This window comes from Arthrobacter sp. TWP1-1 (genome assembly GCF_049897845.1).
GTDB lineage: Bacteria > Actinomycetota > Actinomycetes > Actinomycetales > Micrococcaceae > Specibacter.
In genome coordinates this window covers 126,267-141,637 of the sequence record NZ_JAFCXC010000003.1, presented here as the reverse complement: position 1 = coordinate 141,637, position 15,371 = coordinate 126,267, and the positions used below count along the sequence as shown (strand labels likewise).

Sequence of the window (15,371 nt, the reverse complement as noted above, 5' to 3'; positions counted from 1 at the left end):
CCACTGTGGCTATTGGGGGACGCCACAGTGGAAGGTCTGAAAACGAATATACAGGCCCCATGATAAAAACACAATGCCGGACGTTCTACCTCCGAAACTGAACAGTATGATGGAAGATGTTCATTGTAATGAACTAAAATTTGTTGTGCATTGCCGGCCCGTGAGACACATGGGCCACCCCTTCAGCGTCGAGGAAACCACATGAGCGAAGTTATGGCCGAAGCTACGAGCGCGCCTTCCCTGAAAGCCACGACGGCGCCAAAAGGCCATGAGCCCAGGGCTAACGCGACTCCGGCGCCGGCGGTTACTCGGGCTGCGGCCGTTCTTGACGCGTTGGCGGAATCCATGACGGGTCGACTAACCCTCAGCGATTTGGCGCGGGAGCTGGACATCCCGAAGTCCTCCACCTCTAACCTGTTGCAGGCACTTGAGGACGCGGAACTTATCACCAGGGTAGGAACCGATTACGCGCTTGGTGTGAAGTTGGTAGAACTTGGCGCCGCATATCTGAGTCGCCGCGATGAAGTTAAAGAGTTCTACCGCTTCTGCGAGCAGGCGCCCTTACTGAAGCTGGCCACGGTTCGCATCGCCATGCTCGATGGTGACAATGTCATCTACCTTGCCCGCTATGAGGGGCACCCTGCCGTTCGGCTGACCTCCAATATTGGCGACAAGATGCCAGTATCACTGTGTTCAGTAGGTAAGGCACTCGTGGCCAAGTTGCATGACCACGATCTGGATGAACAATTCCCCGATGATGCGGCGCTGCCCATTATGACCGCCAAATCCCTGAAAACCGGACGGGAGCTTAAGGCTGAGATCAAGACGATCCGCGCCCAGGGGTACGCCTTCGAGGATGAGGAATCAACGTTAGGTGTCGTGAGCCTCGGTGTGGCTGTTCCGACACGCGGCTCGCACGGTCCGAGCCTTGGCGTCACCGTGACAGCACTCAAGGCCACCTTTTCCGAGGCTGAGCGCGAGGCCATGGTCGCCGAGCTGCGGGACCTAACAAAAATGCTGGGTAATCCCATGGGTTAGTGACGTAAGCTACATTTTTCCTTGGCGAAGTGTTCATTGTGATGTACGCTGTTCAACATAGTGATCGACCTCATGGTCGTTGTCGCCTGCTGAACCAATGGTGGTTCGGTACGTTTCAAGGGAGATTCAGTGACTACACAACCGCTTCGCTCGGACCGGGCAGCCGCCTCACAAATAGATGAGAAGGTCGACCCTGATCAGCTTCGTCGGGCCACGCTGGCCAGCTCCGTCGGTTCCGCGCTTGAATACTATGACTTCTACATCTACGGCCTCGCCTCGGCCCTGATCTTCGGTCCGCTGTTCTTTGCCCCACTGGGCGACACAGGTGCCTTGATCGCATCCTTCGCCACGTACGGCGTTGGCTTCGCGGCTCGCCCCTTCGGTGGCCTGGTGTTTGGCTATATTGGAGATCGCTTCGGTCGCAAGCAGGTCCTGCTGCTGACCATCGCTCTCATGGGTGGTGCATCGTTCTCCATCGGCCTGCTGCCCACCTATGAGCAGGCCGGCATCGTGGGTGCCGTGCTCTTGGTTCTCATGCGAATCCTTCAGGGTCTGGGCGCAGGCGCCGAGCAGGCTGGAGCCACAACTCTCATCTCCGAAGTTGCTCCGCGCAAGCGCCGTGGTTTCTTCGCCGCTCTGCCCTTCGTTGGTATCCAGGTCGGTACGCTCTTGGGCGCCGGTACTTTCGCCTTGCTCGGTATGGCTAATCCCGAAATCCTCACGGGTTGGCTGTGGCGTGTGCCGTTCCTTGCCAGCATCATCCTGATCGCTGTTGCCGTGTACATCCGCCTTCAGCTGAAGGAAACCCCGGTCTTCCAGGAGCTGGAGAAGCACAAGAACGTCACTAAGAACCCGCTTGGAACGCTGTGGCGGACCTCCAAAAAGAATGTCCTGATCGGCATCGGCCTACGCATGGGTGAAAACGGCAACTCCAGCATCTACTCCACACTTCTGGTTGGCTTCATGGCCGGCAAGGGTGGCGTATTTGAAGGGGACAAGTTCATCGGCCCCGTGGGTCTGCTGATCGCGGCAGGTTTCGCCGCAGTCTTGGTCATCACTTTTGGTGCCCTGTCCGACCGCGTCGGCCGCGTCAAGGTGTACCGCTACGGCGCCCTCTTCCAGCTACTCTTCGCCTTCCCCGCGTTCTACATGATCACCCTGGGGCACGTCTGGCTTGTCTGGGCGGTCATGGTTGTGGGTATCTCCATCGGTGTGCAGTCCATGCTCGGCCCGCAGTGCGCACTGCTTCCTGAGCTCTTCGGCGCCACCCACCGCTTCACGGGCGTCGCCATGAGCCGTGAAATCTCGGCCGTGTTTGCCGGGGGCTTTGCTCCGATGATCGGTGTGGGTCTGCTGGCCGTCACGAACCATTCGTGGTTGGTGCTTGCCGTGTACTCCGCCGTTCTTGCAGCCATCTCCTTGGTGACAACCTTCTTCACGCCGGAAACCGTGGGGCGCGACCTCAACCTCGTCGAGGACGCCTCCTAGTTCTCCATCTCCTCAGGCGGCGCTTGCTTCGGCAGGCGCCGCATTGGCGTTTAAGGCTCATTTCGTCCTTTGAAGAGAAGAAGGACGACGTCGGGGAGTCACCTCCAGCGCAAGGTGAGCCTTGCGCCGTCGTACTTTAAGAAGGGGCGGGGCAATGGAACCTGACTCCGGGCACACAAAAGGGGAGCCTGCCTAGCGGCAGACTCCCCTTGAGGTTGCGGCTTTAGTAGAAGTGCACCGGGTCGACAACGTGCAGGAGGGGCTCGCCTGCCTGGAAGCTGGTGAGGTTCTCGATGAAGCGTTCGGCGATGAGGCGGTTCTCGGCGGAGCTCAGGGCCGAGGTGTGCGGGGAAACCATGACGCGCGGGTGATCCCAGAGCGGGCTCGTTGCCGGCAGGGGTTCCACCGCGAACACGTCGAGGCAGGCGTAGGAAACCTGGCCGTTGTTCAGGGCCTCGAGGAGTGCCTCCTCGTCCACGACCGTGCCGCGGCCAACGTTGACCAGCACCGTGCCGGGCTTCATGGCGTTGAATACCTCGGCGTTGATCATCTTCTCGGTGTACGGCGTGCCGGGCAGGGTGTTGATGAGAATATCGGCCGTGGCCACCAGGCCGGGCAGGCCGGCGGTGTCCGTGACCTTCTCGATGCCCTCGATGGGGGCAACGTTGCGCTTGGTGCCGCTGACCTTCATACCCAGCGCCCGCGCCAAACGAGCGGTCTCCAGACCAATCTCGCCCAGACCGGTGATGACAACGGAGGAGCCGCTGGCTAGGCGAGTGGGTGTGCGCAATTCGGGCCAGTGCTTGGCGGCCTGATCGGCGGCCAGTTCGGCTGTGCGCTTGAGACCGTTCAAGGCACCCATCATGGCGAATTCGGCGAGCGGAAGTGCGTGGACTCCGGCGGAGCTCGTGACGGTGATGCGCTCCAGATCGTCGGGGGCGAGGTTGGCGGCCTTGACGGCTCCACCGGCGCCGGCGGCCATTGCCTGGATCCACTGGAGCTTCTGACTGGAGGCGATGGTGGCCAGTCCGGCCGGGCTTTCGTTGGGGAAGCCGTACAGTACATCGGCGCTGTTCAGGATTTCCCAGTAGCGGGCCTCCTGTTCCGGCGTACGCACAAAGGCCGGGTCGCCGGCGTGATCGGCGGGGAATCGTTCCTGGGGGAGCAGCTCGGGCTCGTAGAGAACAGTGACGGCCGGGTGAGCGGCGACAATGGCCTCTACTAGCTCGGTCTCCAGCGGGACGGCAATCGCAACGGTGAGATTATTTGTGGTCATGATGTTCATCATACTGAATTGTGGATAGAATACTGAACAAACGTGACAATGAGTCGCCGGGAAAATCCAACCACAAAGTTGTGAGGACAGGTACGCAATGACGCAAACCCCTTCATCAGGACAAGACGGCCTACAAACACTTGGATTTGTTGGCTTGGGCCACATGGGAGCCCCCATGGCTGCCAATTTGCTGCGCGCTGGCTGGCCTGTGACGGTCTGGAATCGCTCTTCCGGGGCCGTCCAGAATCTCACTCAACAGGGCGCAAGTGCCGCGGAAAACATTGTTGACCTTCGGGACCACAACGTCATTATCTTTATGTTGCCTGATCTCAACTTCATCAGTGATGCCGCAGCGCCCCTCCTGGACTCTTGGCGAGCCGCACCCCCGGCGCCGGGAACTACCGTCGTGATTATGAGCAGCGTTTCGCCACAGGCCGTCAAGGGCTTTGGTGAAGCCGTGGCGCTGGCTAGTTCCGGCAATGCTACGGTCATTGATGCTCCCGTCAGTGGCGGAACGGTGGGCGCGCAAAACGGAACATTGGCCATTATGGCGGGGGGCTCCGAGGCGGACTTTGTCCGAGTTCGTCCGGTGCTTGAAAGCATGGGGCGCACAGTGCGGCTGCTCGGCGGTCTTGGCTCGGGATCTCTGGCCAAAGCCTGCAATCAGTTGCTGGTGGGAACCGCTGCCGCTGCCCTCGCCGAAGCAGCCGAACTCGCCGAGCGCTCGGGGATGGATGTCGAAGCACTCTTCGAGGTACTCAGCGGCGGGCTGGCCGGCAGTGCCGTGATGGACGTGGTTGGCCCGCGCATTGCCGCCAAGGACTATGCCCCCACGGGCCCTGCGAAGTTCATGCATAAGGATCTCGGCTTTGTACTGGACAGTGCCCGGGCAGCTGGATCCGCTGTTCCGATGGCAACTGCGGGCCACGCACTGTACGGAACATTGAAAGAGCAGGGGCTTGGCGAGATGGACCTCGCCGTTGTTCGCGAAAGTATTGCCCGGCTGGCGTAACTGCCAAAAGACTGCCCGCCGCCTTCCGTGAGGCGTTTGCCGGGCGTAACAAATGACAGCTTCTCGAAATTATTGAAGGACAGGCGAATGACTGGAATGTTTGATTTGAGTGGCCGCGTGGCCCTAGTAACCGGCTCAAGCCGAGGTATTGGCAACGCATTGGCGCGCGGCCTTGCCGAGGCCGGGGCAACCGTTGTACTCCATGGGCTCGATCCGGTTCGATTGGCCGCCGCCGAGGCGAGTATGGCTGCAGACTTTGCGGAAGGGCAGATCCGCTCAGTTGCTTTCGACGTGACCCACGATGTGGCCGCCGCCGACGGAGTAGCCTGGATCGAAAGCAATGTTGGACCCTTGGAAATTCTTGTCAACAACGCCGGGATTCAGCACCGCGTTCCATTGTTGGACCTGGATGTGAAGGACTGGGAACGCGTTATCAGCACCGACCTGACCAGTGCATTCCTCGTAGGGCGCGAAGCTGCCAGGGGAATGCTGGCGCGCGGTCACGGAAAGATCATCAACATCTGTTCAGTGCAGACTGATCTGGCCCGCCCCACGATCGCCGCTTACACGGCAGCCAAGGGTGGATTGCGGAACCTGACCCGTGCCATGACCGCGGAGTGGGCCGGTGGTGGATTGCAGATTAATGGAATCGCGCCCGGTTACATTCACACCGAGATGACCCAAAACCTGGTGGACGATGAAAAGTTTAACTCCTGGATTTTGGGCCGGACACCCGCCAACAGGTGGGGGACTGTGCAGGATCTAGCCGGTCCTGCCGTGTGGCTCGCTTCTGACGCATCCAACTTCGTCAACGGCCAGACCATCTTCATCGATGGCGGCATGACGGTGGTGGTTTAAGGTGTCTGAGTACCTAACACTTCCCGCAACTGCCCCGGCCGTTGTTGCCCACGGCAAAGGTGACCTCCGCGTCGACCACGTGCCGCTCGCGGAACCAGCCCCGGATGAAGCTGTGATTGATATTGCTTACGGCGGCATCTGCGGCTCCGATCTTCATTACTGGCTGCACGGTGCTGCCGGGGAATCCATCTTGAAGGATCCCATGGTGCTGGGCCATGAGGTGGTTGGGGTGGTGGCGCGTGCCGCCGCTGATGGTACGGGACCCGCCGTCGGAACAGCCGTTGCTGTCCATCCGGCCACCCCCGCGGCCGGTGCGGCAAAATACCCTGCCGATCGCCCCAATCTTTCGCCGGGCTGCACCTATCTTGGTAGTGCGGCCCGCCATCCCCACACCGATGGCGCCTTCCTGCGCTACGCAAATTTGCCCACTCGCATGCTCCGCCCCCTTCCGGAATCCTTGCCGCTGCGCCTCGCCGCATTGGTGGAACCGGCCAGCGTGGCATGGCATGCCGTGGCCCGGGCGGGGGATGTGCGTGGAAAATCCGTGTTGGTGGTTGGATGTGGGCCCATTGGAACCTTGGCCATCGCCATCCTTAAGCGTGCTGGGGCCGGTCATATTACGGCCGTCGACATGCACCCATTGCCGTTGGAGATTGCAGTGGCGGTAGGGGCCGATCTTGCTCTTAAGGCTCCCGAGGCGGAAGCGGTCGCGGCCATCGAGGCTGATGTGGTGATTGAATCCTCCGGTAACCATTTCGGTTTGGGCACGGCCATCAGTGGTGCGACTCGTGGCGGACGTGTAGTCATGGTTGGGTTGCTGCCGTCAGGACAACAACCGGTTGCCATCTCTTTGGCGATCACCCGAGAGCTCGAGCTGTTGGGCTCATTCCGCTTCAATGAAGAAATTGAAGAGGTGATTACCGCACTTGCCGACGGATCGCTGTTTGTTGACCCGGTAATAACGCATGAATACGCAGCCAATGACGCTCTGGCTGCATTTGACATGGCTAAGAATTCTGCCCAGTCGGGCAAAGTTTTACTCAACTTCAGTAGCTAAGAAGGGTGTGTGGCATCCGATTGCCAAAGTTGCCGTAGTTTGGATGTAATGTTACGTATCCAAATCATGGGACGAGCTGGGGAACGGGCGCCAACACCGATAAGCTGTAGGAAACTGTTCAATTTACTCTGGAGGTAGTATGTCTGCACAAACTGGCACTGCACAGATCGGTGTCACAGGTCTTGCCGTAATGGGCGCGAACTTGGCCCGCAACCTGGCCCGCAACGGATTCACGGTTGCTTTGCACAACCGCTCGGTCGAAAAGACTGACGCACTGCTTGCTGCGCACGGCACCGAGGGCGACTTTGTTCGCACCGAGACCCTGGCCGAGCTCGTCGAGTCCTTGGAGAAGCCGCGCCGCGTGCTCATCATGGTCAAGGCTGGCGGCCCCGTTGACTCCGTGATCGATCAGCTCGTTCCTCTCATGGAAGCTGGCGACATCATCATTGATGGCGGTAACTCCCACTACCAGGACACTCGTCGCCGCGAAGCTGCCCTGGCCGAGAAGGACCTGCACTTCGTAGGCGTTGGCGTTTCCGGTGGTGAGGAAGGCGCTCTCTTGGGCCCGTCCATCATGCCCGGTGGTTCCAAGGAATCCTACGATGCTCTTGGCCCGCTGTTGGAAAAGATTTCCGCCAAGGTTGATGGCAAGCCGTGCTGCGCTTGGATCGGCACCGATGGCGCCGGCCACTTCGTCAAGATGGTTCACAACGGCATCGAATATGCCGACATGCAGGTTATCGGTGAAGCCTTCGACCTGCTGCGTAGCGCCGCTGGCATCGAGCCGGCCGAGCAGGCAGAGATCTTCGGCAAGTGGAACGAAGGCCAGCTGGCCTCCTTCCTGATCGAAATCACCGCTGAGGTACTGGGCCACGTTGACGCCAAGACCGGCAAGCCGCTGGTTGACGTCATCGTTGACTCCGCAGGCCAGAAGGGCACGGGCCGCTGGACGGTTCAGTCCGGCCTGGATCTGGGTTCGCCCATCTCCGCCATCGCCGAGTCTGTTTTTGCTCGCGGTCTCTCCTCACAGCGCGATCAGCGCGCCATCGGCCAGGAAGTTCTGGCCGGTCACGAGGTTGCTGTTGAACTGGGTGCCGACTTCGTTGAAGACGTTCGCCAGGCTCTCTACGCTTCCAAGCTCATCAGCTACGCGCAGGGCATCGACATGCTGCAGTCCGCTGCTGTTGAGTACAACTGGGATCTGAAGCTGGATGAGATCGCTTCGCTCTGGCGTGGTGGTTGCATCATCCGTGCCGAGCTCCTCAAGGACATCACCAAGGCTTACGCAGCTGAAGAGAAGCCGGCCAACCTGCTGTTCGCTCCGGCGTTCCAGGCTGAAATCGCCGAGGTTCTCCCGGCCTGGCGCCGCGTGGTTTCCACCGCCGTCCAGCTGGGTATCCCGGTTCCGGTGTTCTCATCCTCGCTGGCTTACTACGACGGCCTGCGCCGGCCGCGCCTGCCCGCCGCACTGACCCAGGGTCTGCGCGACCTCTTCGGCGCTCACACGTACAGCCGTGTTGATGTTGAAGGCACCTTCCACACCCAGTGGAGCGGCGACAAGTCCGAGATCAGTGCAGTAGACACTCACTAACGTGGGGGTCCACTGATCGAGCTTGTCGAGATCTGGCTTAACAGTCAGGATCTCGACAAGCTCGATCAGGTGGGCTTAGATTACGACGGCGGCCGGTGACTTTCCCTCAGGAAGGTCACCGGCCGCCGTCGAACTTTAAGCGAGCGTCAGGAGAAAATTAGATCCACATGGCGGGGTCGATGTACTCTGCCGGGTCCACAGCCGGTGCCATCTCGCGCTTAGCGTCTCGGTGGCGCCATGTGGCGGGGATGCCGGTGATGATGGAGTTGGCGGGCGCGTCCTTGACCACGACGGCGTTGGATCCAATGGCCGAATCGTCGCCGATATTGATGGGTCCCAAAACTTTTGCGCCGGCACCGATGGTGACTCGGTTGCCGATGGTGGGGTGACGCTTGGTCTTGGCCAATGAGCGGCCGCCGAGGGTTACGCCGTGGTAGATCATGACGTCGTCGCCAATCTCTGCAGTCTCGCCGATGACAACGCCCATCCCGTGGTCGATGAAGAACCGCCGGCCGATCGTGGCGCCGGGGTGGATTTCAATTCCGGTAGCAAAACGCGTCAGCTGGGACAAAACCCTGGCCGGGAATCGAAGGGAGGGGTTGGCCCACATTTTGTGCGTCAGACGGTGCATCCAAATGGCGTGCATGCCCGAGTAGACAAAAAAGTTCTCCAGAGAACCGCGAGCCGCAGGGTCATGCGACCGGGCAGATTCAAGGTCTTCACGTATCCTGGCGAAAAATCCCACAGACTTCTTTCAGTTGACCGCCGCAGATCTTCTACGGCGTAGCTCTTATTGCTGTATCTCCTGCAAACCAGAAGACCCGCATCACTGACAAGAGCGTCAGTGATGCGGGAAATATTCCGGCAGGCATCAAGGGTCCAATTATGAGTGGACCTCGGCGGGCTGTTAGCCGCGGATGTCGTCGTACAGCACCGTTGAAATGTAGCGTTCGCCGAAGTCGGGGACGACGGCAACAATGAGCTTGCCGGCGTTCTCCGGGCGCTTGGCCAGTTCCAGTGCACCCCACACGGCCGCACCGGCGGAGATGCCGCCGAGGATGCCTTCCTGGTTGCCCAGTGCGCGTGAAACGGCAACTGAGTCTTCCAGCGTGGCGTCAAGAACTTCGTCGTAGATAGTTTGGTCAAGAACCTCGGGGATGAAGTTGGCGCCAAGACCCTGGATCTTGTGCGGGCCGGGTGCGCCACCATTGAGGATGGCGGAGTCGATGGGCTCAACGGCTACAACCTGAACGCTGGGCTTGCGCTCCTTGAGCAGCTGGCCGACGCCCGTGATGGTGCCTCCGGTGCCGATGCCGGCGACGAGGATGTCGATGGCGCCATCGGTGTCTTCCCAGATTTCCTCACCCGTGGTGGTGCGGTGAATGTTGGCGTTGGCCGGGTTGGCGAACTGCTGCGCCCAGATGGCGTTCTCAGTGTTCGCAACAATCTCCTTGGCCTTCTCAACGGCGCCACGCATGCCTTCGGAGCCCGGGGTCAGCACGATCTCGGCACCGTAGGCGCGCAACATGACACGGCGCTCGGTGGACATGGTCTCGGGCATGGTCAGGATGACCTTGTATCCGCGAGCAGCACCCACCATGGCCAGGGCAATACCAGTGTTACCGGAGGTGCCTTCGACGATGGTTCCGCCAGCCTTGAGCTCGCCCGAGGCTTCCGCGGCGTCAACAATGGCCACACCGATCCGGTCCTTGACGCTGTTGGCCGGGTTGTAGAACTCAAGCTTCACGGCAACGGTGGCGTCCAGACCTTCAGTCAAGCGGTTCAGGCGGACCAACGGGGTGCCGCCGACCAGCTGGGTGACGTTGTCATAAATACGTGCCATGAAAGGTCCTTAAAATCGTTGAGCGAAACGGTGAGGTGCGGACTGCTTCGAACGGGCGCGCCGAGTCCGCGGACAGTGCATTACCGTCAGCGTAGCGAGTCCCATTGCGGGGTTCTAGGCGGTGAGCCACTTCGCGTAATGTTTGCGAACTTTTGCAATTTTTGGGTTGATAATGACCTGGCAGTAGCCAACTTCGGGCCGCTGGGCGTAGAAATCCTGGTGGTAGTGCTCGGCTGGGAAAATTTTCTCCTGAGCCGACACCTCCGTGACAATTGGATCGGCCCACAGCGGTTGGTTCCGCTCGATGGCCGCCCGGAAAGATGCTTCCTGGTCCGCATCGCCGTAGTACATGGCCGAGCGGTACTGGGTGCCGACGTCGTACCCCTGGCGGTTCAAGGTGGTGGGGTCATGCTGGACGAAGAACATATCCAAGATGACGTCCTCCGGGATGACGGTTTCATCAAACGTCACGGCAACCACCTCCGCGTGCCCTGTCATTCCGGTACATATTTGTTCATAACTGGGGTTGTGTACGGCACCTCCGGTGTATCCGGACACAACGGATTCCACGCCACGGGTCATTTGATACACGGCATCGAGGCACCAAAAGCAGCCGCCGCCCAATACAAAAGTCTTCATAGTCATTTATAAGTCATTTGGGGGCGCCAACATTCCCGCCGCGGCATTCCCGGTCCCCTTTATGGGCCTGCCGGAAGTAAGGTAGAAGCATGAGCAAGGATCCAATTTTTCCCACGTCCGACGACGGGACTGACGCAATTGCCCAGGGCACCGACGCCCCAGCGGCACATACCGAGGGCTTCCGGGTTGCAGGAGTCGCCGGCGACGCTGCCGAGGCTGAGGGTCAGGCCGACGCGCAAGTCCTGGCCGCCGTCGAGCCTTTGGGCGAGCCTTCGGGTGACGACACTCTGGCGGAAGATCTTACGGATTATGAGCCGGAAACGTTGGACACTCCCGTCCTTTCCGAGGTGCTTGTCGCCGTCGAGGAACTCTGGCCCGAATCGCTGGCGGAAGACTGGGACCGCGTGGGTCTGGTGGTTGGCCGTCCCGATGCTGCCGTGAGCCGCATCATGTTTGCCGTGGATCCCACGATCGAGGTCATCGAAGAGGCGCTTGAGTGGGGAGCTCAACTCCTCATCACCCACCACCCCTTGCTTCTGAAGGGTGTAAATTCCGTGGCTGCAACGTCCGGCAAGGGTCGTGCCGTTCATCGGTTGATTGAGGGCGGCTGCGCTCTTCTCACGGTCCACACCAACGGGGACAGTGCTGTAGGCGGCGTCTCCGATGTCCTCGCTGACGTCTTGGGACTCACCGACGCCCAGCCGCTGATGCCGGCCGCCCACGGGCTTGTTGAAGAGGGAATCGGCCGTGTGGGCCTTCTGCCCGGCGCTGAAAAGCTGGGTGACTTGGCTGCTCGAATATTCTTGACCCTCCCTGCCGTTGCCGGTGGTGTGCGGGTGGCAGGGGACCGGGATGCACTGGTTCACAAGGTTGCCGTATGCGGCGGGGCCGGTGACAGCTTGTTCGACGCCGTTCGTGCCAGTGATGCTGACGTCTATGTCACAGCGGATCTGCGCCACCATCCGGCGTCGGAGGCCAGGGAAGCTCGCACCGATGGGCGGCCCTACCTGATAGATCTGTCCCACTTTGCCAGTGAATGGCTGTGGCTCCCGGCCGCTGCCAAGGCGCTCGGTAATGTTCTCGCCGATCAAGGATTTGAAGCTGAGTTGGTTGTCAGCCAGACAAATACGGACCCGTGGGATTTTATTCTCACCCCCGGCAACTAGGCTTGCCTAGAGGAATACCCCTTTTTAATATGCAGCAGGAGGACTTACATGGCTAAGGCAGAACCGGGCGAGCAAATGCGCTTGCTGGACGTTGCGGTACTGGACGGCAAACTACGGGCACTGGACGTCCAAGCCAAAGCGTTGAAGGAAGACCCAAGGCTTCCGGATCTGCATTCAGGACTTACGGTGGCGAAGAGTGATCTTGTTGTTTTGGATACCGCCGTCAGCGATGCACAGCGGGCGCTGACAAAGTCAGAAGACGATGTGGCGGCTGTTGTGGCTCGCATCGAGCGCGATGAGGCAAAGCTGAACAGCGGAACCGGTTTGTCCAAGGACCTGATGGCACTTCAAAGCGAGATTGAGTCGCTGAACAACCGCAGGGGAGCCCTGGAAGATGTTGAGCTTGAAGCCATGGAGGCCTTCGAGGAAGCAACCGCCAAGGCTCAAGACGAGCGCGATCTCGTGGCACAGATGCAGAGTGTCCTTGACGAGGTTCTGGATGAGGTGCGCAGTAAGCTGGGCGGCCTGAAGATGGAGCGCGACGCCATCTTGGCAGAGCGGTCGGAACTGGCGGCTACCTTCGCCCCCGAGCTGCTGGCCATCTACGACCGTTCACTCGCCAAATACGGGGTAGGCGCAGCGCGGTTGTTCCACGGCAAGTCCGAGGGATCCGGGATGCAGATCAGTGCCGGCGACCTCGCTGACATCAAAAAGGCCAGCCCCGAGACGCTCGTGATGTGCCCCGATTCAGGAGCCATCCTGGTCCGCTCGGAGGAGTGGGGATAAAGAACTCTCCCCTCCCGCTTTAATAATCGAGACTGCACTTGTTGGACCGCCCTGTAAAAAGGGGTAAATCGGTCTAATAAGTGCAGTCTCGATTGCTGTTTAAGTGAGGTTAGTTAGCCAGGATGATGTTCAGTGTGTGGGGCTTGCGCGGCGTGCCTGGAACGAGTTCCACGGTCCACTTTTCCCCGGCTGCTTTGGCCAACTGAGCTGGCGTTTCCGGTGCCTTGCCGCGGCGGGTCAGCAAATGCCGGGCCAACTCGCCGCGAGTGTGTTTGGCGAAGTGGGAGACCACCTTGCGGGTACCGTCGCGCTCGGTGAAAACGTTAACTGCCACCGTGCGTTCGGGCTCAGGCGCCCACGCCGCTGCGTAGGTGCTGGAACGGCAGTCGACCAGCAGATGACCTGCCGCCGGACCCGACACGGCGGCTGCCAGCTTAGGCTTCCAGAAGCTGGCGAGCTTGCCAAGACCTGGCAGACCGGCGGACATGGACAAACGATAAGCCGGAATTCGATCGGCAAAACGTACAGCTCCCCAAAGCCCAGAGACAACCACGACGGCGGCATCTGCCTTACTCTTTTGGGTGGGAGTGAGGCTCTGGTAGCCCAGGGCGTCGAAGAGTACACCCGTATAAATGCTGTGCGCCGGGGCAGCCGGCTCGTGAGCCAGACGAGTATTACGGCTGACCTCGTGTGCCAATGACGCTCCTACGCCGAGCTGGCTGAGCGCGTCATCCTGCGCCGACACAGCGGCCAAGGCCACGGCCACCTCCTGCCGTGCAGCTGTCAGTTCAGGGAAGCTCAATTCGGCCAGGTCAACGGGGGAGCCGGCGTCGGCAGGAGTCTTACCCTCAGAGGGTGGCAGCAAAATTAACACCGTTAGAGCTTATCGGTTCACGCGATGGCTCAGATTCATCCCTGTAGGACCCCGCTACTGCGCGAGCGTCTGGGAAAACCGCCCCGTAACTGCGCGAGGGGCTGGGGTGAAGAGAGGGCGCGGCGCGCGGTTTGTGCCGGCCAGTCTAGACCGGTCTAGTGAGTCCCCTCACTGAACTCGCCGGTAACAAGTGCCCGCTGCCACACTTGTAAATGGCTTGAACCAAGGGTGTTTCAAGCTGGAAAAGGGTAACTACAGTGGTGCAACAACTTGTGGCAAACAACAGCGACGCCGTCCTTGATTCCTGGATCGGACGCGAGACCATGGCCGAGGCCATGATTCCCCTCATAGGCAAGCTTTACCGTGAAAACAATGTTCTCACCAACATTCACGGACGCTCGCTCATCAACCAGTCGGTCATCAGCCTCCTGAAGGCTCACCGCTTTGCCCGTCAGATCGACGAGGTGGAACTCCCTATCGAAGAAACCCTGCCGCTGCTGCAGGCCCTTGTTACCCTTCAACTGGGTGCCGCCTCGCTTGACATTGCCCGCCTCAACGCCGGTTTCAAGGCCTCGGACGAGGAATCCTTGGAAGCCTTCCTGCGTACCGAACTGGCCGGCGTCGTCGACCGTTTTGGCGCGGACGAACGCACCAGCACCGACGTGGTCCTATACGGCTTTGGGCGGATCGGACGCCTGCTGGCCCGCATCCTGATCGAGCACTCCGGCGGCGGCCACGGCCTTCGTCTGCGCGCCATCGTGGTGCGCAAGGGTGGCGACATGGACCTGACCAAGCGTGCCAGTCTGCTGCGCCGCGACTCCGTCCACGGGCCGTTCACCGGAACCATCACGGTTGACCATGAGCGCAATATCATCGCGGCCAACGGCACCGCCATCCAGGTCATTTACTCGGACAGCCCCGCCACCATCGATTACACAAGCTACGGCATCAACAACGCCCTGGTTGTGGACAACACGGGCCGCTGGCGCGACGAGGAAGGCTTGTCGCAGCACCTGCAGAGCACCGGCGTTGCGCGAGTCCTCCTGACCGCCCCGGGCAAGGGCTCACTGAAGAACGTTGTGCACGGCATCAACCACGGGACCATCACGCCCGAGGACAAGATTGTCACGGCGGCTTCCTGCACCACCAACGCCATCACCCCGGTGCTCAAGGTGCTCAACGACAAGTTCGGCATCGTCCATGGCCATGTCGAGACGGTCCACTCGTTCACGAATGATCAGAATCTGACGGACAACTTTCACAAGGGAGATCGCCGCGGACGGTCGGCGGCGCTGAACATGGTGCTGACCGAAACCGGCGCGGCCAAGGCGGTATCCAAGGCATTGCCGGAGCTCGAGGGCAAGCTGACCGGCAACTCGATCCGAGTTCCAACACCCAATGTGTCCATGGCGATCCTGAACCTGACACTGGAAAACGGCACCACCAAGGAAGAAGTCAACACCTACCTGCGCGACATCTCGCTGCATTCGGGCCTGCGCAAGCAGATTGACTTCATCGATTCCCCCGAGGTGGTTTCCAGCGACTTCGTGGGCTCACGCCGCGCCGGCATCGTTGACGGTCTCGCCACCATCAGCACCGATAAGAACCTCGTGCTTTACGTCTGGTACGACAACGAATTCGGTTACAGCTGCCAGGTGGTCCGGGTCATGGAGGAGATGGCAGGGGTTCACCCGCGCGCCTTCCCGAACTTGGACGCTGACGCCCTTTCGTCACGTTGAGCCG

14 protein-coding genes are annotated in these 15,371 nt (G+C 60.4%); 9 read left to right on the top strand and 5 right to left on the bottom strand.

Annotated features, from left to right (window positions below):
- The first annotated feature begins 201 nt into the window (after positions 1–201).
- Together ACP7B9_RS07080 and ACP7B9_RS07075 are read left to right on the top strand one after the other, a co-directional pair.
- Positions 202–1,038 (top strand): IclR family transcriptional regulator, encoded by an 837-nt coding sequence (locus ACP7B9_RS07080; protein ID WP_425862018.1) that lies wholly within the window; start codon positions 202–204, stop codon positions 1,036–1,038.
- A 129-nt stretch (positions 1,039–1,167) separates the two neighbouring features.
- Positions 1,168–2,526 (top strand): MFS transporter, encoded by a 1,359-nt coding sequence (locus ACP7B9_RS07075; RefSeq protein ID WP_425862016.1) that lies wholly within the window; start codon positions 1,168–1,170, stop codon positions 2,524–2,526.
- Positions 2,527–2,749: 223 nt separating this feature from the next.
- On the opposite strand, the gene ACP7B9_RS07070 is transcribed toward ACP7B9_RS07075, so the two are convergent.
- Positions 2,750–3,814, bottom strand: coding sequence for a D-2-hydroxyacid dehydrogenase (locus ACP7B9_RS07070; protein ID WP_425862014.1), 1,065 nt, complete (start codon positions 3,812–3,814; stop codon positions 2,750–2,752).
- A gap of 85 nt (positions 3,815–3,899) precedes the next feature.
- Between ACP7B9_RS07070 and ACP7B9_RS07065 the strand changes: the two genes are divergently transcribed.
- From ACP7B9_RS07065 to gndA, 4 genes are all read left to right on the top strand, one after another.
- Entirely contained in the window at positions 3,900–4,814 is a 915-nt protein-coding gene (locus ACP7B9_RS07065; RefSeq protein WP_425862013.1) for an NAD(P)-dependent oxidoreductase, read from the top strand.
- 87 nt (positions 4,815–4,901) lie between these two features.
- On the top strand, positions 4,902–5,672 hold the full coding sequence (locus tag ACP7B9_RS07060; protein ID WP_425862012.1) for an SDR family oxidoreductase: 771 nt from the start codon (positions 4,902–4,904) through the stop codon (positions 5,670–5,672).
- Position 5,673: 1 nt separating this feature from the next.
- Complete coding sequence (locus ACP7B9_RS07055; protein WP_425862011.1) at positions 5,674–6,729, top strand: L-idonate 5-dehydrogenase; 1,056 nt, start codon at positions 5,674–5,676, stop codon at positions 6,727–6,729.
- Positions 6,730–6,868: 139 nt separating this feature from the next.
- Entirely contained in the window at positions 6,869–8,320 is a 1,452-nt protein-coding gene (gndA, locus tag ACP7B9_RS07050) for an NADP-dependent phosphogluconate dehydrogenase (protein WP_425862009.1), read from the top strand.
- Between the two features lie 157 nt (positions 8,321–8,477).
- Here the strand turns inward: gndA and epsC are convergent, their stop codons facing one another.
- The 3 genes from epsC to msrA form a co-directional block, all read right to left on the bottom strand.
- On the bottom strand, positions 8,478–9,065 hold the full coding sequence (gene epsC, locus ACP7B9_RS07045) for a serine O-acetyltransferase EpsC (RefSeq protein ID WP_425862008.1): 588 nt from the start codon (positions 9,063–9,065) through the stop codon (positions 8,478–8,480).
- A 162-nt stretch (positions 9,066–9,227) separates the two neighbouring features.
- Entirely contained in the window at positions 9,228–10,163 is a 936-nt protein-coding gene (cysK, locus tag ACP7B9_RS07040; protein ID WP_425862007.1) for a cysteine synthase A, read from the bottom strand.
- A gap of 114 nt (positions 10,164–10,277) precedes the next feature.
- Positions 10,278–10,802, bottom strand: coding sequence for a peptide-methionine (S)-S-oxide reductase MsrA (gene msrA / locus ACP7B9_RS07035; RefSeq protein WP_425862567.1), 525 nt, complete (start codon positions 10,800–10,802; stop codon positions 10,278–10,280).
- An 89-nt stretch (positions 10,803–10,891) separates the two neighbouring features.
- Between msrA and ACP7B9_RS07030 the strand changes: the two genes are divergently transcribed.
- Both ACP7B9_RS07030 and ACP7B9_RS07025 read left to right on the top strand, forming a co-directional pair.
- A complete protein-coding gene (locus ACP7B9_RS07030; RefSeq protein WP_425862005.1) occupies positions 10,892–11,968 on the top strand; it encodes a Nif3-like dinuclear metal center hexameric protein in 1,077 nt (358 codons plus the stop codon).
- 48 nt (positions 11,969–12,016) lie between these two features.
- Positions 12,017–12,754 carry a zinc ribbon domain-containing protein gene (locus ACP7B9_RS07025; RefSeq protein ID WP_425862003.1) on the top strand — a complete coding sequence of 246 codons (738 nt, stop codon included), beginning with the start codon at positions 12,017–12,019 and terminating at the stop codon, positions 12,752–12,754.
- A 109-nt stretch (positions 12,755–12,863) separates the two neighbouring features.
- Here ACP7B9_RS07025 and ACP7B9_RS07020 read toward each other — a convergent pair whose 3' ends face one another.
- Positions 12,864–13,628 carry a YaaA family protein gene (locus ACP7B9_RS07020; RefSeq protein WP_425862001.1) on the bottom strand — a complete coding sequence of 255 codons (765 nt, stop codon included), beginning with the start codon at positions 13,626–13,628 and terminating at the stop codon, positions 12,864–12,866.
- Positions 13,629–13,885: 257 nt separating this feature from the next.
- Here ACP7B9_RS07020 and ACP7B9_RS07015 point away from each other — a divergent pair, with 257 nt between their 5' ends.
- Complete coding sequence (locus ACP7B9_RS07015) at positions 13,886–15,367, top strand: glyceraldehyde-3-phosphate dehydrogenase (RefSeq protein WP_425861999.1); 1,482 nt, start codon at positions 13,886–13,888, stop codon at positions 15,365–15,367.
- The last annotated feature ends 4 nt before the right edge of the window (positions 15,368–15,371 follow it).

Bases quoted from the DNA above. Each gene is read 5' to 3' on its own strand.
- ACP7B9_RS07080 (WP_425862018.1), top strand. From the start codon at position 202: ATGAGCGAAGTTATGGCCGAAGCTACGAGCGCGCCTTCCCTGAAAGCC.
- ACP7B9_RS07070 (WP_425862014.1), bottom strand. From the start codon at position 3,814: ATGATGAACATCATGACCACAAATAATCTCACCGTTGCGATTGCCGTC.
- ACP7B9_RS07065 (WP_425862013.1), top strand. From the start codon at position 3,900: ATGACGCAAACCCCTTCATCAGGACAAGACGGCCTACAAACACTTGGA.
- ACP7B9_RS07060 (WP_425862012.1), top strand. From the start codon at position 4,902: ATGACTGGAATGTTTGATTTGAGTGGCCGCGTGGCCCTAGTAACCGGC.
- gndA (WP_425862009.1), top strand. From the start codon at position 6,869: ATGTCTGCACAAACTGGCACTGCACAGATCGGTGTCACAGGTCTTGCC.
- cysK (WP_425862007.1), bottom strand. From the start codon at position 10,163: ATGGCACGTATTTATGACAACGTCACCCAGCTGGTCGGCGGCACCCCG.
- msrA (WP_425862567.1), bottom strand. From the start codon at position 10,802: ATGAAGACTTTTGTATTGGGCGGCGGCTGCTTTTGGTGCCTCGATGCC.
- ACP7B9_RS07030 (WP_425862005.1), top strand. From the start codon at position 10,892: ATGAGCAAGGATCCAATTTTTCCCACGTCCGACGACGGGACTGACGCA.
- ACP7B9_RS07025 (WP_425862003.1), top strand. From the start codon at position 12,017: ATGGCTAAGGCAGAACCGGGCGAGCAAATGCGCTTGCTGGACGTTGCG.